20 protein-coding genes are annotated in these 18877 nt (G+C 65.8%); 10 read left to right on the forward strand and 10 right to left on the reverse strand.

What is annotated here, in order from left to right; translation table 11 throughout:
• Position 1 precedes the first annotated feature (1 nt).
• On the forward strand, positions 2-688 hold the full coding sequence (locus tag AC1DN9_RS23230) for an HAD family hydrolase (RefSeq protein ID WP_478104012.1): 687 nt from the start codon (positions 2-4) through the stop codon (positions 686-688).
• Positions 689-697: 9 nt separating this feature from the next.
• Here AC1DN9_RS23230 and AC1DN9_RS23235 read toward each other — a convergent pair whose 3' ends face one another.
• The gene (locus tag AC1DN9_RS23235; protein WP_478104013.1) at positions 698-1327 is read right to left on the reverse strand and encodes a response regulator; all 630 of its coding nucleotides are present in this window, start codon (positions 1325-1327) and stop codon (positions 698-700) included.
• Positions 1324-2685, reverse strand: a complete 1362-nt coding sequence (locus AC1DN9_RS23240) for an ATP-binding protein (RefSeq protein WP_478104014.1) — start codon at positions 2683-2685, stop codon at positions 1324-1326. The genes AC1DN9_RS23235 and AC1DN9_RS23240 overlap by 4 nt, the downstream gene beginning before the upstream one ends.
• Before the next feature lie 205 nt (positions 2686-2890).
• Here AC1DN9_RS23240 and pqqA point away from each other — a divergent pair, with 205 nt between their 5' ends.
• The 8 genes from pqqA to AC1DN9_RS23280 all read left to right on the forward strand — a co-directional run bounded on the left by pqqA (position 2891) and on the right by AC1DN9_RS23280 (position 10525).
• On the forward strand, positions 2891-2965 hold the full coding sequence (gene pqqA, locus AC1DN9_RS23245) for a pyrroloquinoline quinone precursor peptide PqqA (protein WP_478104087.1): 75 nt from the start codon (positions 2891-2893) through the stop codon (positions 2963-2965).
• 87 nt (positions 2966-3052) lie between these two features.
• A complete protein-coding gene (gene pqqB / locus AC1DN9_RS23250; RefSeq protein WP_478104016.1) occupies positions 3053-3973 on the forward strand; it encodes a pyrroloquinoline quinone biosynthesis protein PqqB in 921 nt (306 codons plus the stop codon).
• Positions 3970-4686, forward strand: a complete 717-nt coding sequence (gene pqqC, locus AC1DN9_RS23255) for a pyrroloquinoline-quinone synthase PqqC (protein WP_478104017.1) — start codon at positions 3970-3972, stop codon at positions 4684-4686. Before pqqB ends, pqqC begins: the two co-directional genes overlap by 4 nt.
• Positions 4683-4958 (forward strand): pyrroloquinoline quinone biosynthesis peptide chaperone PqqD, encoded by a 276-nt coding sequence (pqqD, locus tag AC1DN9_RS23260; protein WP_478104018.1) that lies wholly within the window; start codon positions 4683-4685, stop codon positions 4956-4958. The genes pqqC and pqqD overlap by 4 nt, the downstream gene beginning before the upstream one ends.
• A complete protein-coding gene (gene pqqE, locus AC1DN9_RS23265) occupies positions 4949-6121 on the forward strand; it encodes a pyrroloquinoline quinone biosynthesis protein PqqE (RefSeq protein ID WP_478104020.1) in 1173 nt (390 codons plus the stop codon). Before pqqD ends, pqqE begins: the two co-directional genes overlap by 10 nt.
• Before the next feature lie 193 nt (positions 6122-6314).
• Positions 6315-8000, forward strand: coding sequence for a SulP family inorganic anion transporter (locus AC1DN9_RS23270; RefSeq protein WP_478104021.1), 1686 nt, complete (start codon positions 6315-6317; stop codon positions 7998-8000).
• A 6-nt stretch (positions 8001-8006) separates the two neighbouring features.
• A complete protein-coding gene (locus AC1DN9_RS23275; RefSeq protein WP_478104022.1) occupies positions 8007-9329 on the forward strand; it encodes a ClC family H(+)/Cl(-) exchange transporter in 1323 nt (440 codons plus the stop codon).
• Positions 9330-9415: 86 nt separating this feature from the next.
• A complete protein-coding gene (locus AC1DN9_RS23280; RefSeq protein ID WP_478104024.1) occupies positions 9416-10525 on the forward strand; it encodes an MBL fold metallo-hydrolase in 1110 nt (369 codons plus the stop codon).
• A gap of 19 nt (positions 10526-10544) precedes the next feature.
• Here AC1DN9_RS23280 and AC1DN9_RS23285 read toward each other — a convergent pair whose 3' ends face one another.
• The 8 genes from AC1DN9_RS23285 to AC1DN9_RS23320 all read right to left on the reverse strand — a co-directional run bounded on the left by AC1DN9_RS23285 (position 10545) and on the right by AC1DN9_RS23320 (position 17660).
• Positions 10545-11498: an MBL fold metallo-hydrolase gene (locus AC1DN9_RS23285; protein ID WP_478104025.1), complete on the reverse strand. Its 954-nt coding sequence runs from the start codon at positions 11496-11498 to the stop codon at positions 10545-10547.
• 17 nt (positions 11499-11515) lie between these two features.
• A complete protein-coding gene (locus AC1DN9_RS23290; protein ID WP_478104026.1) occupies positions 11516-12367 on the reverse strand; it encodes a quinoprotein dehydrogenase-associated SoxYZ-like carrier in 852 nt (283 codons plus the stop codon).
• Positions 12364-13389: a quinoprotein relay system zinc metallohydrolase 2 gene (locus tag AC1DN9_RS23295; protein WP_478104027.1), complete on the reverse strand. Its 1026-nt coding sequence runs from the start codon at positions 13387-13389 to the stop codon at positions 12364-12366. Before AC1DN9_RS23295 ends, AC1DN9_RS23290 begins: the two co-directional genes overlap by 4 nt.
• Positions 13390-13403: 14 nt before the next feature.
• Positions 13404-13772, reverse strand: coding sequence for a hypothetical protein (locus AC1DN9_RS23300; protein ID WP_478104029.1), 369 nt, complete (start codon positions 13770-13772; stop codon positions 13404-13406).
• A gap of 10 nt (positions 13773-13782) precedes the next feature.
• Complete coding sequence (locus AC1DN9_RS23305) at positions 13783-14460, reverse strand: hypothetical protein (protein ID WP_478104030.1); 678 nt, start codon at positions 14458-14460, stop codon at positions 13783-13785.
• Between the two features lie 16 nt (positions 14461-14476).
• Entirely contained in the window at positions 14477-15325 is an 849-nt protein-coding gene (locus AC1DN9_RS23310; protein WP_478104088.1) for a substrate-binding domain-containing protein, read from the reverse strand.
• 23 nt (positions 15326-15348) lie between these two features.
• A complete protein-coding gene (locus tag AC1DN9_RS23315) occupies positions 15349-15744 on the reverse strand; it encodes a c-type cytochrome (RefSeq protein WP_478104031.1) in 396 nt (131 codons plus the stop codon).
• An 89-nt stretch (positions 15745-15833) separates the two neighbouring features.
• A complete protein-coding gene (locus AC1DN9_RS23320) occupies positions 15834-17660 on the reverse strand; it encodes a methanol/ethanol family PQQ-dependent dehydrogenase (protein ID WP_478104032.1) in 1827 nt (608 codons plus the stop codon).
• Between the two features lie 478 nt (positions 17661-18138).
• On the opposite strand from AC1DN9_RS23320, the gene AC1DN9_RS23325 reads away from it, so the two are divergent.
• A complete protein-coding gene (locus AC1DN9_RS23325; protein WP_478104089.1) occupies positions 18139-18852 on the forward strand; it encodes an ABC transporter ATP-binding protein in 714 nt (237 codons plus the stop codon).
• The last annotated feature ends 25 nt before the right edge of the window (positions 18853-18877 follow it).

An 18877-nucleotide genomic window follows, 5' to 3' on the forward strand; every position in this document is an offset into this window, starting at 1 on the left:
CATGGCTTCCGACAGGCTCGCGCTGTTCGATCTGGATCTCACGCTGATCCCCTTCGACAGCGGCATGGCCTGGACGCAATTTCTCATCCGGAAAGGCATCCTGCCGGCCGAGGCCGAAGCGCGCTACCTGGCCTACTGTCACGAATACATTGCCGGCACGCTCGACATCCACGCGATGCACCGGGCGAACATGAAACCGCTGCTGCAGGTTCCGCGCGCGACGCTGGCGCAATGGCAACAGGCGTTCGAAACCGAGATGGCGCCGCGCATGCCGACGTCGACCCTGGCGCTGGTGAAGCGCCATCAAGACAACGGTGACCTGTGCGCCATCGTCACGGCGACAACGGAACTGATTTCGGCGCCGATCGCCCGTCTGTTCGGCATCGATCAACTGGTGGCCACGCGCCCGGCCACGGTGGATGGTGTGGAGGGTGCCCCATTCACCGGGGAGATCGATGGCGAGCCCTGCTATCGGCAACACAAGGTCACGCGCGTCAATGATTGGCTCGCCATGCAGCCACCGGGATCGAGGCGCAGCCTGGCCGAATTCGGGCAGTCGTGGTTCTATTCGGACGCCATGGGGGATCTGCCGTTGCTCAGTGCCGTTTCGCACCCGGTGGTGGTTTGCCCGGACGAACGCCTGCGCGCGCACGCCTTGCAGTCCGGGTGGCCGATCCTCGATCTTTGACCCGTTCCTTCAGGCCTGGATCAGCCCCCATCGCAGCGCGACCAGCGTCAGCTCCGACTGGTTGTTCGCTCCCAGCTTCTGCTTGACGTGGTACAGGTGCGTGCCCACCGTGCTCGGAGACAGGTTCAGGGTCTCGGCGATCTGCGCCACGCTCTGGCCGCGGGCCAACTGGATGAAGACCGAGAACTCGCGCTCGCTCAGCGTATCGGCCGGGCTGGTGTCGCCTTCGAGCTGCGTCAGCGCCAGGGCTTGTGCCGTCTGGGCATCGACATAGCGCTCGCCGCGCGCCACGGCGGTGACTGCGGCGATCAGCGCATCGGGCGCGCTGCGTTTGGTCAGGTAGCCGAGCGCCCCGGCGCGCAGCACGCGTCGCGGATGGGCAGTGTCCTCATGGGCCGAAAGGGCCAGCACGCGTGCCTTCGGATCTTGTGCCAGCAAGCGCCGGACCGCCTCCAGGCCGCCCATGCCGGGCATCGAGAGGTCCATCACCACCACGTCCGGCTTGACGCGTGGATAGTCGATGCAGGCCTGTTCGCCGCTTTCGGCCTCTCCCACCACTTCGACCTGCGCATCGGCCAGGAGCATGCGAAAGCCCACGCGGACCAGTTTGTGGTCATCGACCAGCAGCACGCGGATCATGCGGTCTCCTTGTGCGTCGACAGGGGCAAGCGCACCTGCAGGCGCACGCCGTGCGGTGCCGCGCGCTCGATCTCCAAGGTGCCACCCAGTCCCTCCACGCGTTCGGCAAGCCAGCGCAGCCCGTAATGGCCGCCGCGTTTCGGGTCTTCGGGCGGCATGCCGGTGCCGTCGTCGACCAGTTCCAGCGTCACATCGCCGGCCTGCGCTTGCAGGCTGAGTTGCAGATGGCGGGCCTTGCCGTGACGCAGGGCGTTGGTGATTCCCTCCTGCGCCGCCCGATACAAGGCGAGCGACACGTCGGCACACGGCATGCCGTCGGCCAGCTCGACATTCACGTCAATCTGCACATCCGTATGGATGCGTTGCGTGCGCTCGGCAAGATCATTCAATGCCTCGGCCAGCCCGAAGTTGTCCAGCACCAGCGGTGTCAGGCGCGGGATGATGCCGTGCATCGCGTCGTACAAACGCGAGGACTCGTCGGCGATCAGGCGCGCCGCCTGCTCGGCCTGTGGGTCGAACGAGTGCACACGCGTGGCGATCGACAGCGCCATGCTGCGCATCGCCGTCACCGACTGGCCGAGCTCGTCGTGCAGCTCCCGCGCGATCATGCGGCGCTCCGCTTCGATGTGCTTGTCGATCCACTGCGTGAGATCGCGGCTGTCGGAGAGCTGCAGTTCGGCCCGCACCGCGCGGCGTTCGGTTTCGATGCGCCCCTGCAACTCGCCGACCATGCGGTTGAAGGCCGCGCCGATCGCTGCAGCCTCGGTCCCTGCCAGCGGCGGCAGCGCTGCGTCGAAGCGCCCGGCCTGCAGCTGGTTCAGCGCCTGGACGATCTGGCCGAAGGGCCGCACCGCTCGCCCGACCAGCCAGAACACCATGGCGTTGACCACGATCAGGAATCCCAGCGCACCGAGGGCGAGGGTCACCACGTAATCCCATGCATCGACTTCGGCACGCGTGGCGTTCGCCCGCACGACCAGCTTGCCGTCGGGGAACTCGATGGATTGCACTGACGGTGGCGGCGCGATCAGTGCGCCGAACCAGTCGGGCGCGTCGCGGCCGGCCTTGTAGGTGGGTGGCGGTGAGCGGTAGAGCTCGTTGCCTTGCGCGTCGAACAGCGTGAGGTCGTTGGAGCGAATCCGCCCGATGCTCTGGAGGAAGGCCAGCATCGCCGGCGTGCCCTGCGCCGCGTAGCGCAAGGCGGTGCCCTGCAGCAGCAGCGCGGCGACGCGATTGGCCGCCACCGTTTCCTCATGCACGGACTCGCGCATGCTGCGCATCTCCAGCGCAAGCACGGTCGCTGCGAAGAGAACAGTCAGCGCAAGGACGATGAGGTTGATCTTCAGCCGAAGGCTCATGAGCGGGGGCCCGGGTTGGTACGGACACGCGGGTCATGGTAGCGGCTCACCGGGCCGGGCGGCGTCGATTCATGAAAATCATGAGCCCGGAATCATGATCCGGCGGCTGTGCCGATGGTGCGCCAAGGGCGACCATGGGTCACGGGAATGAGCAATCCCCGCGGCACCACACGGCGTCCGTGTCATTTTCATAGGAGAGACCTTTATGCAATGGACAACCCCTACTGCGACTGACTTGCGTCTCGGCTTCGAAATCACGATGTACATCGCCGCCCGCTGACCCGGGTTGCGGCACGCTCGACGCTCCGCAGGCCTGGCCTTCGGAGTGTCGGCTTGTCCGTCACGGGTTGGGCGTCCGACGCCACCGATGCGCATCACCGTCCTGGGTTCGGCTGCCGGTGGTGGCTTTCCGCAGTGGAACTGCAATTGCCGCAACTGCGCCGGCCTGCGCGCAGGCACATTGAACGCCAAGGCCCGCACGCAATCGTCGATCTTCGTGCAGCCTGACGACGGTGTGGACGGCGTGCTGTTCAACGCATCCCCCGACATCCTCGAACAGATCCGCAGCAAGCCTGCGTTGCAGCCGGCGCGTTCGTTGCGTGACACGGCCATCGCCGGTGTGGTGCTGATGGATGGCCAGATCGATCATGCGACCGGTCTTTTCATGCTCCGCGAACGCAAAGGTGCCCTGCCGTTGTGGTGCACCGATCCGGTCGAAGAGGACCTGAGTCAGGGTAATCCCGTGCTGCGCGTCCTGGGCCACTACTGCGGCGTGGACCGGCATCGCATCGCGCTGGACGGCAGCGCCTTCGCCGTGCCCGGCGTTGCGGACCTGAGCTTCCGCGCGTTGCCGCTGTCGAGCAAGGCCGCGCCTTACTCCCCGCACCGCGACAGTCCGGTGGAAGGGGACAACATCGGCATGCTGATCTCCGACGAACGCAGCGGCAAGCGGGCGTTCTACGCGCCCGGACTCGGGCAGATCACGCCCGCGGTGTTCGACGCCATGGCGGGTGCCGATGGCGTGCTGGTCGACGGCACCTTCTGGACCGATGACGAAATGCCCCGCCTCGGCCTCGGCGCCAAGACGGCCCGCGACATCGGCCACCTGCCGCAGTCGGGCCCGGGCGGCATGCTGGAGTGGATGGCCAAGCTGCCGCAGCGCACGCGGCGCATGCTCATCCACATCAACAACACCAATCCAATCCTCGACGAAGACTCTCCCGAACGCGCGACGCTGACGCGCGCCGGCATCGAGGTCTGCGAGGACGACATGCAGATCTGCATATGACTGACACCACCCAGGCATGGTCGCGGGACGAATTCGAGGCAAAGCTGCGCGAGCGCGGCCGTGCGTATCACATCCACCACCCGTTCAATGTCATGCTCAACAGCGGTCGTGCGACGCGGGAGCAGGTGCGCGGCTGGGTGGCGAACCGCTTCTATTACCAGATCGCGATCCCGATCAAGGACGCGGCGGTGCTGTCCAACTGCCCCGACCGCGAGGTCCGGCGGGGCTGGGTGCAACGCATCCTCGACCATGATGGGTTCGAGTTGAACGGCGTGCGCGACGAGGGCGGCATCGAGGCATGGCTGCGACTCGCCACGGCCGTGGGCCTCACGCGCGAGGAAGTGCTCGACCTGCGCCATGTGGCACCGGCGATGCGCTTTGCGGTCGATGCCTACGTGAACTTCGCGCGGCGCGCGCCCTGGCAGGAGGCGGTGTGCTCGTCGCTGACCGAACTCTTCGCCCCCGAGATCCACAAGCAACGTCTGGCGAATTGGCCCGAACACTACCCCTGGATCGACCCTGAAGGGATGGCGTACTTCCGCGACCGGGTGAGCCAGGCGCGGCGCGATGTGGAGCAGGGGCTGGCGATCACGCTTGCGCACTTCACGACCCGGCCCTTGCAGGAACGGGCGCTGGAGGTGCTGCAGCTCAAGCTCGACATCCTGTGGGCCATGAACGATGCGATGGCGCAGAAATACGGGGTGACTTCATGACGCCGCCCGGCATCGCCACCCGGCCTCGCGTCGGCACGGGCTTCCGCCTGCAGTGGGAGCCTGCGCAGAACGCCCATGTGCTGCTCTACCCGGAGGGCATGGTGAAGCTGAACCAGAGCGGCGGCGAGATCATGAAGCGCTGCGACGGCGAGCGCAGCGTGGCGGCCATCGTCAGCGAGCTGGAACAGGCTTTCTCGACCGGCGGGCTGAGCGGCGATGTGCTGGCGTTCATCGAGCTGGCGGGCAAGCAACGGTGGCTGGCATGGGACTGACGCAACACGCACCGCCCACACGACCCGTGACGCCCGGGCCGCCACTCTGGCTGCTGGCCGAGCTGACCTACCGCTGCCCGCTGCATTGCGTGTTTTGCTACAACCCGATCGACTTTGCGCGGCAGGAAGAAGAACTCACCACCGACGACTGGCTGCGGGTGCTGCGGCAGGGGCGCGAACTCGGCGCCGTGCAACTCGGCCTGTCGGGCGGCGAACCGCTCGTGCGCGACGATCTGGAGACGATCACGGCCGAAGCACATCGCCTGGGCTACTACACCAACCTGCTCACCTCCGGCGTCGGCCTGAATGCCGCGCGCGCAGCGGCGCTGAAGGCCGCAGGACTCGATCACGTTCAGCTCTCCTTCCAGGATTCCACGAAGGAGATGAACGACTTTCTTTCGCACACCAAGACCTTCGAGCTGAAGAGCCGGGTCGCGAAGATCATCAAGGACCAGGGATGGCCGATGGTGATGAACGTGGTGATCCACCGCATGAACATCGACCACGTCGACCGCATCATCGGCATGGCGGCCGAACTCGGCGCCGAGTACCTGGAACTCGCGAACACGCAGTACTACTCGTGGGCGTTCCTCAATCGCGACCAGCTGCTGCCGACGCATGAGCAGCTGAAGCAGGCCGAGCGCACGACCGACGCCTGGCGGGCCCGAATGGGCGATCGCATGCGCATCTTCTTCGTTGCACCCGACTACCACGAAGGAACGCCCAAGCGCTGCGTCAATGGTTGGGGCAGCACCTTCCTGAACGTGACGCCCGACGGCACGGTCTTGCCTTGCCACACCGCGAAGATGCTGCCGGGCCTGAGCTTTCCGAACGTTCGCGAGCACGGCCTGCGCGAGATCTGGTTCGAATCCGAGGGATTCAACCGGTATCGCGGCACCGGCTGGATGAAGGAGCCGTGTTCGAGTTGCGAATTCCGCGAGCAGGATCTGGGCGGATGCCGTTGCCAGGCCTACATGCTGGCCAACGATCCGGCCGTCGCCGACCCGGCGTGCGTGAAGAGCCCGCACCACCATCTGGTGCTGGAAGCCGTCGAGCGCGCCGGCGGCATGACCCCGGAGCAGGCCATGGAGCATCCGTTGGTGTTTCGCGAACCGGCCAACTCGCGCCGGCTCAGCCGTGCAACACCCACCCTGATTGAGTGAGACACTGTTTCCTGCGTGTCGTCGCGTCAGACCGCTGATCCAAAAATCCTGCGGTCTATCAACCGAAAGGAGCCTGGTACGGCAAGATGGCCACCGGGACGGATCGCGCACCCGCATCAGGAGGACAACGTGATCGATTTACCGCGCAGTGATGGGCACCGGCTCAACCAGAGACCTGGTTAGCCGCAGCGCCATGCGAACCTGGTTTTTCACGTCGCTGCGCGGCTATCGGATCAGCGGGTTGCCGGGCGATCTCGTCGCTGGACTGATGCTGGCGGCGATCGCCATCCCCGGGCAACTCGCCACTGCCCGGCTCGCGGGGATGCCGCCGCAGACGGGGCTCTATGCGTTTGCCGCCGGCTCCATCGCATTCGCCGCATTCGGCGCCAACCGCTTCATGTCGGTTGCGGCGGACTCGACGATTGCGCCGATCTTTGCCGGGGGCCTGGCCTCGATCGCAGCTGTCAGCGCCGTTCCCTATCCGCAGCTGGCTGCGCTGCTCGCCCTGATGGTCGGCTTCGTCCTCGTCGCCGTGGGCCTGCTCAAGGCCGGCTGGCTTGCGACGCTCCTGTCGATCCCGGTGACGACGGGTTTCCTGGCCGGCATCTCGGTCCACATCATCGTCGGCGAGTTGCCTACCCTGTTGGGAGTTCCCGGCGAGAAGGGGCATCTGCTCGCGCGCCTCGTCGACGTCCTGGGCCGGTTCGGGGAGGCCAATCCCTATGCGCTCGGATTGGGCGCTGGGGTCCTGATCGTGACGCTGGTCGCGTCGCGCATCAGCCCTCGTATTCCGGGCGCCCTGATCGGACTGGTCGCCGCGGGCACCGCCGTGGCCTGGTTTCACCTTGGTGCCCGCGGCGTCAGCCTGCTCGGCGCCTTGTCGGTGCCGCTGCCGCACGTTGCCTTGCCGACACTGCCGGATGTCGAGGCGTTCGGCCGCATGGTGCAGCTGGCGCTGGTGGTGGCCGTGGTCTGCATCATGCAGACGGCAGCGGTGGCCAGCACGTTCCCATCCGATGAGGGGAAGCCGGACGATGTCAGCCGCGACTTCGGGGCTGTCGGCGCGGGCAGCATCGTGGCCGGGCTGATCGGCGCCTTCGCGGTTGACGCAAGCCCGCCGAGCACCGCGATCGTGCGCGAGTCCGGAGGGCGATCGCAGATCTCGTCGCTGACGGCCGTCGGCCTGATGATCGCTCTGGCGGCGCTGGCGTCGGGTCTGATGGCCTATGTGCCCCACGCAGCGCTCTCCGGCATCCTGGTCTATATCGCCCTGCGCATTTTCCGTGTCGACCAGATGATCCGGATCTATCGCCGCGGCGGACTCGAGATCCTGCTGGTGGCAGCCAGCGCCGGGCTTGTCATTGCCCTGCCGATCGAGACTGGCATGCTGCTCGCCATCGTGATGTCCTTCATGCACAGCCTGTACATCGTCGCGCGGCCCTACTGCGTCGAACTGGCCCGCGTTCCGGGAAGCACTGTGTGGTGGCCTCCTGCCCCGGGCGCGCCGTTCGAGCGGGAGGCCGGGGTTCTCGTTTTCGCTCCCGGCGCGCCGCTCAACTTCAGCAACGCCGAGCGCATCTGCGCCGATCTGAAATCTGCCATCGCCAGGCAGCGCCTGCCCGTGAAGCTGGTGATCATCGAGGCCAACGGCATCATCGACATCGACTACACGGGGTCGCAGGTCCTGCTGCGCGCGATCACCGACCTTGCGGCTGCTGACATCGTCGTTGCCATCGCCAGGCTGTCGGTCGGGCGGGCGCAGGCACAGGCTCGACGAACGGGCTTGATCGAAGTGATCGGTCCAGACCGCGTGTTCATGTCGGTCGAGGAGGCAGTGCTCAAGCTGGCTCGGCGTTCCGCGGGCAGCAGCCTCGGGTGAAGAGACGTGGAGCCATATCCTGATCAGGACGAGAGCAGGGCGAGCACGCTGGTCCTCGCGCTGCTGTCGCTGCTCGTGGGATGTGTCACCGGGTTGGTCTGCGCCATGTTCCGGATCCTGCTCCGACGGGCCGATACCCTGCGAGGTGAGTTCATCGCGTTTGCGCATCAGCAGGGGCTCCTGGGCCTTCTGCTCGTCGTCGCCAGCGCCGCTGCTGCGACCGCCGCTGCAGCAGCCCTGGTGAGCAGGATCTCCCCGAACGCCGCGGGCAGCGGCATACCCGAGGTCGAGGCTGCGATCAGCGGTGGCGATCCGGGCAGGCCCGTGCGCACTGCCGCCGTCAAGTTCTTCGGCGGACTGCTCGCCATCGGATCCGGCCTGGCCCTCGGGCGCGAAGGACCCAGTGTGCAGATGGGGCATTCGATCGCCGACGTGATCGGCCGGTTGTTTCGGCGCAACCAACTCGACGCCCGCGTGCTGTTCGCCGCGGGCGCGGGTGCGGGACTCGCGACGGCCTTCAACGCACCGATCGCTGGCGCGGTGTTCGTCCTGGAGGAACTGCTGCGGCGCTTCGACACGCGCACCGCGGCCGCCGCGCTGGGCGCCTCGGCGGGGGCCATCGCAGTGGCTCGCGTATTCCTTGGCGTCGAACCGGATTTCACCGTGCCGGCACAGCCCTTTCCGGGCTTCGCGACGGTGCCGGTCCACATCGTCCTGGGTGTCATTGCAGCGCTGGCGGCTGCCGCCTATACGCGAGCCGTCATGGGCGCGCTGACGGTGGCCGATCGAGCGACCGGACTTCCGGTGACGGCCCGGGCGGCATTGATCGGCGGCGGGGTCGGTCTCGTGGCCTGGCTGGCGCCGCAATGGGTCGGCGGAGGCGACGCGATCACTCAGCAGACGCTGCTCAATGTGGGATCGCTGTCCACCATCGGCCTGATATTCGCAGTCCGCTTCGCGCTCGGTCCGCTGTCGTATGCGGCCGGCACGCCCGGGGGCCTGTTCGCACCGATGCTGGTGCTCGGCGCGCAGATCGGGCTCGTGTTCGGTCGACTGTACGACCAGTGGTTTCCAGGCGGCGGGTCCCCGACCGCCTACGCCGTGGTCGGCCTGACGGCATTTTTCACTGCGGTGGTCCGTGCGCCGCTCACTGGCATCTGCCTGGCGGTCGAGATGACGGGCAGCGCCAACCTGCTGCTGTCGATGATCGCCGCCTGCTTCGGGACCATGGTCGTGATGAATCTGCTTGGCATCCCGCCGATGTACGACCTGTTGCGTGATCGGGCCGAACGCAAACTCGGGCAGACTTCAACGGATGTCCGTGCTTGATTTGGACAACGGCCAGGCGCCAAATGAGAAGCCGCGTCCTGGCGCCGGGTGCCAGGTGAGAACGCATGCCTGAAGGGGAAGCCGTCATGAAGCGCCGAGACTTCATCACCACCACACTTGCAGCGCCCAATCTGCTGCTTGCTTCTTGCGCCAGCCCGCCGCCGCCCAGCGCCAGCCGACCCACCAAGGCGCAAATCACGGTGCTCTACGATGCCTTCGGCCGTGATCCGGCGCTGCAGAAGGACTGGGGCTATGCCGCGTTCGTGGAGGTCGGCGGCAAGCGCATCCTGTTCGATACCGGTAACAACGCCGATGTGCTGGCGAAGAACGCGGCGGCCCTGAGAGTAGACCTCGCGACGCTCGACTTCGTCGTGATGTCGCATCGACACGGCGACCATATGGGAGGCATGAGCCACCTGCTGAGCGTCAACCCGAAGGTCAAGATCTACGCGCCCAAGGAAGGCTTCGGTGTCTATGGCTCCGACCTCCCGAGCACGTTCTATCGCAAGGACGAGTCCTTGCCAGCCGAGCAGCGCTACTTCGGCGGCAAGCCGCCCGACGTGATGCGCTTCGGCAGTGCATGGCCGCAAGCGAACATCGCGCTGGTCGACAAGCCCGTGGTGATCGCACCGGGGATCCACCTGATTTCACTGGTGTCCGACAAGCCCGGCACGCTCGAGTTGCGCGAACTCTCGTTGGCGATGGAGACGCCCGACGGCATGGCGATCGTGGTCGGCTGCTCGCACACGGGCATTGACAACATCGTCAAGTCGGCTGCGGCGATCCAGCCGAAGATCCAGTTCGTCGTTGGGGGCCTCCATCTCGTTGTCGCCAAGGACCCGGAGATCGAGACCATCATCACGACGCTGCGCGACACGTACAAGGTCGCCTACGTCGCCCCAGGTCATTGCACCGGAGAACCGACGTTCACGGCGCTACGGAAGGCCTTCGGTGAACGCTGCCTTTACGCGGGGCTGGGCAGCACGATCACGCTGGGTGTCCCGCCCCGTGCGGCCGACGAAAGCGGGCTCACGGTGCCATCGGCGCTCGCAGACGACGATCTGAAGAGCTACCAGGCGCTGTTCACGGCGAGCGCCGAACGCCGACGTGGACTGTTCGCCGACCTGCAGCGGATGCCAACGCCAGATGGCGCCTATCTCGGGCAATGGCGGCGCAGCATGGTGGGCTGTTGTTGAGGGTGGCGCGCCTCGCTCCTCATTCTTCCAATTGCGCGCGTTGCAGGCGCACGAACAGGGTCGACGCATTGCGCCGGTGAAGGCTCCCGTACTGGTCCCAGTGCGCGAACTCCGGCAGCGCAGCCGCATCGGGCACCGCGCTCAGGGCGGTGCCGGCGCGCAGCAATTCCCGCACGCGCGCCTGCAATTGGGCAAGGTAGCGGACCTGCGCGTCGATGTCCTCGGGCGATGCCGCGGGCCCGTGCCCCGGCACGATCACCTTGACCGGCAGTGCTCGCAGGGCCTGCAGCGCGTGCAGCCAGCCTTCGAGGTCGCCGTCCTGCAGGTCCGGAATGCGCCCATGGTCGAGCAGGCCGCCTGCGAACAGAACGCCGGAAGCCGCATCGAGCACTGCGACGTCGCCCGGTCCGCTGGAGTGCCCGAAGTACATCAACCGGATCGGCCGGCCGATCACATCGAGAGTCTGCGTGGTGTCGAATTGCTGGTCCGGCGCGAACATCACGGTGCCGCGCATCTCCTCCTCGCCAAGCGTCTCCTTGAGCATCTTCAGGCAGCGTTCGCAGCGCGACGCCATCAGCGCCGCGGCCTGGCGATGCATGAGGATCGGAATTCCGTGCTCGCGATAGGCGGCACCGCCGAAGAGGAAGTCCTTTTGCGCATGGGTGATCAAGACCAGCCGCACCGGCTTGTCCGTCACGCTGCGGATCGCAGCCAGCAGCTGTTCGCCTTGGCGATAGGAGGTGCCGGTGTCGATGGCCAGCACGCCGGTGTCGCCGACGATGAAGCCGGCATTGCCGACACGGCCCAGGTTGCGGGTGTCGACCCCACCGGGCGCGCCCTGCACCATGTAGACGCCGGCAGCGAGCGCGACTGGCTTTCCGATGGCGGGCGCCTGTGGCGGACCGGACGCCGCACAGGCTGCGAGCAGGATTGCGGCGGCTGCGGCGGCGGCGATCCATGCGGTCAGCCGCATGCGCACACACCTCACGGTCATTGCGCGCGCCGGTATTTCAGCGTGCTCTCGAATCGCAGGTCGTGCGAGTCGATCACCTCGGCCTTGAGCTCGCCGTCGCCCTTCGGCAGGAAATAGAAGCGAAAGTTCGGGTTCTCGCTGATCGAGAAGTCGACGTCGGCCGACATCACCAGCACGCCCGCGTAGCTGACGTTCACCTGCCGCACGAAGTACGCCGGCGTGTACAGGCGCGAGACCTGGTCGAGTGCCAGGCCGGAGTTGTTGGGATGGCTGATCATGAGTTGCGCGAGCTGCGGCTGGTTGTCCTCAGCCTGGCCCTCGATGCTCAGTCTCATGCGACCGAGGGTCGCGAGCGCCGCCTGCGCGTCCTTGCCCGGCGGCGCCGAACAGCCGCCGGAGGCCTTGACGAAGGCCGTGGCCATGTGCAGCCGGCCGTCGTTGGTTTCGGCGATCGCACGCACGTGGGTGTACTCGTCGACGCGCACGCGGGTCTCGATGTCGGCCCGCCCGCTTTGCGGTGTGAACTGGAAGATCGCCGAGATGGGCGAAGGATTGTTGTCGATGATCAGGTAGACCTTGTCGATATAGCGCGCCGGCGTCTGCAGCAGGCGGGTGTGGATGGCGATCGGAACGATGGCTGCGTCTTCGGCCCGCGCCGGCACGACGAGCGAGATCACCTCGTCGCTGGCAGCGGCGATCGGCCGCGACTGGAACAGGCTGGCGCGTACCTTCTGCCACACGGGGTTGGCGTCCGGGTTGTCGGCTGTCTTGATCTCGGCCCAGGCGACGGTGCAGAGCAGGCCGATAACGACCAGCGCGCAGCTCGCAGCGATGCGCGCCAGGAAACGTTGGACGGACAGGCTTTTCATGGCCTCGACTTCCGAGGGCCGGAAGGCAACTGGACCGGCGGTGGTGCCACCGGCATGGGCGCAACATCTTCCCACTCCAGTTCAGCGTAGGCCGCGGTGACGTTGCGTCGATGGAAGCGTTCGCCGAGCAGCCAGTGGGAACCGGCAGGGACGCCGATACTGTCGACGGCTTGCTGGATCGTCCGATGGTCATGAAGGGCCGAGCGGGTGTCGCGCGCCAATGCCTCCAGGTAGCTCGCCTGGGTGGCGAAGGCGGCTGACCCGTTGGTGCTGACCGGCCCATGACCCGGCACCACGGTGTCGGCCGGTATCCGCCCGAGCTCGGCCATGACCGCCAGCCAGCCGCGCAGGCTGCCGTCGATCACGGGCAGGTGCTGCACGAACAGCAAGTCGGAAGTGAAGAGCGTGCGTGTGCGCTGGTCGTAGACCGTGAGGTCGTTGTCGGTGTGTGCCGTGGGCCAGGCCCGCAGCGTCAGGACGCGCTCGCCGAGATCCAGTTCCAGCGATGTGTCCACCACGGTGTCCGGGTAGACGATCGACGCGTGGGTCAGGCGGATGCCGAAGTCGCGTTCCAGCGCGTTCAGGTAGTAGGCCTCTCGCGCCGCCAGCGCCCGGGTGAAGCGCGCATGGGCCACGAAACGCGGCGCCGGCGAGCCTGCGTCGACGAACGCTGCATTGCCGAGCACATGGTCGGGGTGGGCATGCGTGTTGATGACCCAGCAGATGGGCAGCGGCGTGGTGCGTTCGATCGAGGCGCGCAACGCACGGCCGATCGCCGGCGTGCCCCCGGTGTCGATCACGGCGACGCAACGGCGTCCGACGATGAAGCCGAGGTTCGCCACGTCGCCTCCGTTGGCCGGCCCCCAGTCCTCGATCTTGCCGGCATGCACGAACACGCCAGGCTTGACTTCGGTGATTGCCAGCGCGGTCGCACCATCGGATGCGGGGGCGGCCGCGCAGGCAACGCCCAGCACCAACCCGGCGAGCAGGATCGGCATCGAAGGAAGGATGCCCGGCATCATGGGCCTGCTCGAGGCTATTTGGGGCCGGCGCCGATGAAGCATCCTTTCTCGGCCTTGGCCTGGAGTTCGCGCAAGCGCTTGATCTCGGGCTCGTAGGACGGGACGTCGCGGATCGCGCCGCCACGTTCGCCGCCAATGGACAAGGCCTTGGTGATCGTGCTCATCGTCACGTAATCCTTGTACTTCACGCTGCTGGCGAGTGCGTCGAGCGCGCACGAACACTTGGAGGTCATCTCGAAGGTCGGCCCGGGGTGCGCGCGCATGCACTCCTGCACGTACTGCACGCGGTCCAGCGTCGGGAAGTCGTTCACTGGGGCTGGGGTCGCGGCCATCGGCAGGGTGCACCAGCCCAGCAGGGCGATTGTGGTGATCGATCGTTTCATTGGGGTTCCGTCAGGGTTGGCGCCCGGCGCCTTCGAGAAGCATCTCCTCGACCATCAATGGTGCTGCGCCCGCGGATTCGCCGTCAACCCGGGTGCGAATACCGTAGACGCTGCCCGGCACGGCGTCCGACAGCAGGAAGACGTAGGTCTTGGTGGCCAGTTGCTCGAAGCGCGCACGGTTCGGATCGTCGAGGTAGGGCGAGACGGTGATCTCCCGCACCGCCACCGGTTGTCCGCGATAGGGCAGGGTGACGTTGCGCACCGTGGCGCCCTGGTACACCGCCATGCGGATGCGCTTGCGAAAGTAGGTGGGCTGGCCCTTGGTCAGGCGTTGCATCTCGCGAATGTCGCGCTCGAGGAAGTAGAGGATGGCCGGGTTGCCTCGGGCGCTTTCCACCTCGGGCTTCTGCACCGCGCGCGCGCCGCTGAAGAACTCCACGCGAGCGGCGCAGCACTTGCCGTCCGGGTCCGCGGTCAACAGCAGGTTCACCTTGTCGTCGAAGGGCTCTTCCAGCGTTCCGGTCTTGTGGAAGACGTAGTGCAGGGTGAGCGGCGGGTGCAGCTTGCCCAGGTGGTCGTCCATGAAGATCGCCTGCTCGGCGACCGAGAAATCAGTCGCTGCGAAGGCCAGCCAGGGGATCCCCACGATCAACGCGAGCGCCAGTCTCAGGACGGGGATTGCGTTCATCGGGAGGCTGGGAGCGCTATTGCTTCGGGGCCACGTAAGAGTAAGAGGCATCGACGATCGGTACGCCGTACTCCTTCAGGATCGCCTGGATCTGCGATCGGTTGGATTCGATCAGGCCTTCGACCTGCTGTTTCCATTCGCGCTCTCCGTAGCGCACGCCCATGGCGATCTGGTAGTCGAACTGGACGCCGGGCTCCGATTTCAGCGGGACCACCGCCAGCGCGGGCGTCTTGACGCGCTGCGCGTAGTAGCCGGCGATGGGGCCCCAGACAATGGCGACGTCGATCTTGCCCGCCGCGAGGTCCTTCTCGATGATCTCGCCGGGGTATTGATCAGGGTCGGCGTTCATCACGGGGTAGGGCACACCCTGCTCGACGAGCTTGTGCTTGGCGAGCCAGGTCGATGCGGGCGAACGGTCGTAGACGCCGATGCGCAGCTTGCTCAGCTTCGCAGGATCGACCTTCAGGAAGTCCTCGCCGGATGCCACTTGATCCAGGTCTTTGCCCTTCGGGAAAACCAGCGCGTAGGTCGAACGGTAGTACGGCTTGGTGGCCGACACCTGGTCATATTCCGCGGGAACGCCGATCACGATGTCGCAAGGGTATTCCTGGCCCGGCAGCTTGAACTTCAATGTGTTCCGGATGAAGGCCAGGCGCTGCGGAAAGGAGTAATAGACCACCGGAAGGCCCAGCGACTTTCCGAACGTTTCGGCGATCTTGTTCTCGATGCCCTCGCCCTTGACGTTCGAGAACGGCAGGTTGTTCGGGTCCTGGCAGACGCGCAGCGCGGTGCGTGCCGCGGGCGGGTCCTGCGCCGCCGCGCTGGCCGCCAGCGCAGCCAGCGCGATGCCGATGGCCGCGAGCATGCGTTGATGTGAGCCGGCGTGGGTCATTTGATCTCTTCGACTTTCGCGCGCGTGATCGCGCCGTCGGACCTTCCCTTGAGATAGGCGTAGAGCTGATTGATGTTCTGCATGACCACCGGGCTGTTGCCGAAGCTCTGCATTCCCTTGTCCAACCGGCCGTTGGTCACGGTCTTGATGAAGTCTTCCTTCGACAGCGTCTTCAGGCTGACCACGAGCGACGGCCCGACCAGTCCTTCCTGGTTGGCGCCGTGGCAGCGGTCGCAAGCGGCCGCTCGCCAAGCCCGGAAGCCTTTCATCGTCTCGGCGTCCACCTTGTAGCCATCGACCACCTTGTATAGAGGCGGTTTGTCGTCTGAATGAGCAGCGCCCGCCAAGATCAGCAGTGCGCCGGCGATAAGCAAGGCCTTCCTTGAACTCATATTGCGAGATCCTTGTTTTCGTCGGATTGAAGAGATGGCAACCCTTCGGCTGCCATCTCCGGATCTGGCCCCAAAGAGGGCCTTGCGCTTCAGTTGCCGCCTGGCAGCGCGAACACGGTCAGGGAACCGCCGAGTTCGGTGTACTGGTTGAGTTCCCTGTAGCCACCCACGGCGCCCAGGCCATCCTGGTCCTTCTCGAGCCCCGCGGCCATGCCGATGCCGGCCCAGCCACCGATGCCGGAGAACACGCCGATGTACTGCTTGCCCTTGTGCTCGTAGGTGAACACGTTGCCGATGATGCCGGAGGGCGTCTTGAACTTGAACAGTTCCTTGTTGATGTTCTTCTTGTCGACGCACTTCATGTAGCCCTCGAGCGTGCCGTAGCAGGAGAGGCCGCCCGCCGTGTTGAGCGCGCCGCTCCAGACCGAGAACTTCTCGGGATGGCTCTGCACGATCTTGCCGGTACCGGCGTTCCAGGTGATGTAGTTGCCCATGCCGCCATGGCTGCCCGGGGCCGGGTACATGGAGAGCGTGGCGCCGACGTATGGCTGGCCCGCCGTGTATTCGACCTTGAACGGCTCATAGTCCATGCAGACGTGATTGGTCGGCACGTAGAAGAGCTTGGTTTCCGGGTCGAAGGAAGCCGGCTGCTGGTCCTTGGAACCCAGTGCTGCCGGGCAGATGCCCTTGCTGTTGACGTCCGGCCCGTTCTGCGCCGTGGAGTACTTGGACACCACTTGCGGACGGCCGGTCTTCATGTCGACCTTCGTGGCCCAGTTCACTTGCGGGTCGTACTTTTCGGCCACGAGCAATTCGCCGGTCACACGGTTCAGCGTGTAGCCGAAGCCGTTGCGGTCGAAGTGCACGAGCGCCTTGGTGGGCTTGCCCTTGACGTCGATGTCGGCCAGGATCATCTCGTTGATGCCGTCGAAGTCCCATTCGTCGAACGGTGTCATCTGGTAGGCCCACTTGGCCATGCCGGTGTCGACGTCACGCGCGAAGATCGTCATGGACCACTTGTTGTCGCCGGGGCGTTGCGAGGGGTTCCAGGTCGACGGGTTGCCGGTGCCATAGAACACCGTATTGAGGGCCTTGTCGTAGCTGTACCAACCCCAGGTGGTCCCGCCGCCGAGTTTCCACTGATCGCCTTGCCAGGTCTTCAGCGAAGAGTCCTTGCCGACGGGCGCCATCTTGCCGTCGGTCCAGGTCATGGTCTTGTCCGGGTCCATGAGCATTTCGGCGTCCGGCCCCGTGCTGTAGGCCTTCCAGACCTGCTTGCCGGTGTTGATGTCGTAGGCCGCAAGGAAGCCCCGCACGCCCCACTCGCCGCCGCTGATGCCGGTGATGACCTTGTCCTTGAAGACGTGCGGCGCGTTGGTGTTGACGGCGCCCAGCTTCGGATCCCCGTTCTTCACGGTCCAGACGACCTTGCCGGTCTTGGCATCGAGCGCGACGAGATTGCTGTCGGCCTGCTGGAGGAAGACCTTGCCCTCGGCATATGCGACGCCGCGGTTGACCGTGTCGCAGCACATCTGCGGGATCACCGCCGGGTCCTGCTTGGGTTCGTACTTCCACACGATCTTCTGCGTATCGAGATCGATCGCGAAGACCTTGTTGGGGAAGGGCGAGTGCAGGAACATCATGTTGTCGATGACCAGCGGCGAACCTTCATGCCCGCGCAGCACGCCGGTGGAGAAGGTCCACGCGACCTGCATCTTGCCGACATTGCCGGTGTTGATCTGCTTGAGCGTGCTGTAGCGATGGTTGTACATGTCCCCAGCCTGCATCGCCCAGTTCTTCGAGTTGGCGATGTTTTTCTCGACGTCGGCATTCGCAAATGCCAAGGCTGGCAATGCGAGTAGCGCCACCGCCAAATAGCGCCAAGGGCGCCCGTGGAATTGCCCGGAAATTCGCATCGAAGTCTCCTTGTTCTGTTTCACCAGAGCCCCCCCGAACGGAACCTCCGACAGGGCGCCTGCCGCACAACGCAATGAAGTCGGCGACGGCACTAAATGCAAGATGCGCGCCCGCTCGAACACGCCTGATTCGCCGGTCCGGCGGGGGTGCCTCCTCGGTTGGCTCGGCCCCTCCGAGCGAGCCATTTCGTTAAGGGGAAACCCTATCGATGGCATGCATTGAAGAAGCGAGTTCCGAAGTTGACACTGCGTGTTTGCAATGGCGTCTCGCTCCCGCTGTCAGCGCGGCGAGAACCGAAGCATTGCGCCAGGCCCGCTGCGCCGAAATTGTGGCAACCACTTTCGACACAGAGTGTTTCACCGCCAGACGACGCATTCCCCAACCATGTCCTTTGCAGGGCGCAACCCGCTTGCGCCGATGGGCGCGCGTATTGCATGCTCGAAGTTATTCATGCCACAGACGCTCCCATCGACGACCATGCTCCGGACCACCGGCCTGACCAAGCGCTACGGGGCGCGGGCGGCATTGAAGGGTCTTTCGCTGACCATGTCGTCAGGTCAGTTCGTGGCCTTGCTCGGGCCCAACGGCGCAGGCAAGTCGACGCTGTTCCAGGTGCTCACCGGGCTGTTTGCAGCCGACGAAGGCGAGGTCGAAGTAGCCGGTCACTCGCTGCGCCGATCCGCGACCGCGGCATTGCGCCACATCGGCGTGGTGTTTCAGCAGATATCGCTCGATCTGGATCTGAGCATCCGCCGGAACCTGCTGTTCCAGGCCGACCTGCACGGCCTGCCGCGGCGGCTGGCGGCATCCCGCATCGAGGCGGGCTGTGCCCAACTCGGCATCGACGCGGACCTCGATCGCAAGGTGCGCGAACTGTCCGGCGGCAATCGGCGCAAGGTGGAACTTGTGCGTGCATTGCTGCATCGACCCTCCGTGCTGCTGATGGATGAAGCCACGGTGGGCCTGGACCCGAAGTCACGCCAGGACCTGATGCGTGCGCTCCATGCGAACGTGCAGGAGCGCGGAGTCTGCGTCCTGTGGGCAACGCACCGGGTGGAGGAGGCCGAAGGCGCCGACCGCGTGCTGGTGTTGCACAAGGGCGAGCTGCTGGCCGACGGCACGCCGGCCGAGGTGACGCAAGCGCTTGGAGAGCCGACGCTTGAAGCGGGGTTCATCGCGCGCACGAGTTGATCGCCATCGATTCACATCAGGAGAG

It is taken from the genome of Variovorax sp. 05L425 (assembly GCF_056397705.1).

Bases quoted from the DNA above. Each gene is read 5' to 3' on its own strand.
- AC1DN9_RS23325 (WP_478104089.1), top strand. From the start codon at position 18,139: ATGCTCCGGACCACCGGCCTGACCAAGCGCTACGGGGCGCGGGCGGCA.
- AC1DN9_RS23270 (WP_478104021.1), top strand. From the start codon at position 6,315: ATGCGAACCTGGTTTTTCACGTCGCTGCGCGGCTATCGGATCAGCGGG.
- AC1DN9_RS23235 (WP_478104013.1), bottom strand. From the start codon at position 1,327: ATGATCCGCGTGCTGCTGGTCGATGACCACAAACTGGTCCGCGTGGGC.
- AC1DN9_RS23285 (WP_478104025.1), bottom strand. From the start codon at position 11,498: ATGCGGCTGACCGCATGGATCGCCGCCGCCGCAGCCGCCGCAATCCTG.
- AC1DN9_RS23315 (WP_478104031.1), bottom strand. From the start codon at position 15,744: ATGAGTTCAAGGAAGGCCTTGCTTATCGCCGGCGCACTGCTGATCTTG.
- AC1DN9_RS23305 (WP_478104030.1), bottom strand. From the start codon at position 14,460: ATGAACGCAATCCCCGTCCTGAGACTGGCGCTCGCGTTGATCGTGGGG.
- pqqD (WP_478104018.1), top strand. From the start codon at position 4,683: ATGACGCCGCCCGGCATCGCCACCCGGCCTCGCGTCGGCACGGGCTTC.
- AC1DN9_RS23280 (WP_478104024.1), top strand. From the start codon at position 9,416: ATGAAGCGCCGAGACTTCATCACCACCACACTTGCAGCGCCCAATCTG.
- pqqE (WP_478104020.1), top strand. From the start codon at position 4,949: ATGGGACTGACGCAACACGCACCGCCCACACGACCCGTGACGCCCGGG.
- pqqC (WP_478104017.1), top strand. From the start codon at position 3,970: ATGACTGACACCACCCAGGCATGGTCGCGGGACGAATTCGAGGCAAAG.
- AC1DN9_RS23300 (WP_478104029.1), bottom strand. From the start codon at position 13,772: ATGAAACGATCGATCACCACAATCGCCCTGCTGGGCTGGTGCACCCTG.
- AC1DN9_RS23310 (WP_478104088.1), bottom strand. From the start codon at position 15,325: ATGCTCGCGGCCATCGGCATCGCGCTGGCTGCGCTGGCGGCCAGCGCG.
- AC1DN9_RS23295 (WP_478104027.1), bottom strand. From the start codon at position 13,389: ATGATGCCGGGCATCCTTCCTTCGATGCCGATCCTGCTCGCCGGGTTG.
- AC1DN9_RS23290 (WP_478104026.1), bottom strand. From the start codon at position 12,367: ATGAAAAGCCTGTCCGTCCAACGTTTCCTGGCGCGCATCGCTGCGAGC.
- pqqB (WP_478104016.1), top strand. From the start codon at position 3,053: ATGCGCATCACCGTCCTGGGTTCGGCTGCCGGTGGTGGCTTTCCGCAG.
- AC1DN9_RS23240 (WP_478104014.1), bottom strand. From the start codon at position 2,685: ATGAGCCTTCGGCTGAAGATCAACCTCATCGTCCTTGCGCTGACTGTT.
- AC1DN9_RS23320 (WP_478104032.1), bottom strand. From the start codon at position 17,660: ATGCGAATTTCCGGGCAATTCCACGGGCGCCCTTGGCGCTATTTGGCG.
- AC1DN9_RS23230 (WP_478104012.1), top strand. From the start codon at position 2: ATGGCTTCCGACAGGCTCGCGCTGTTCGATCTGGATCTCACGCTGATC.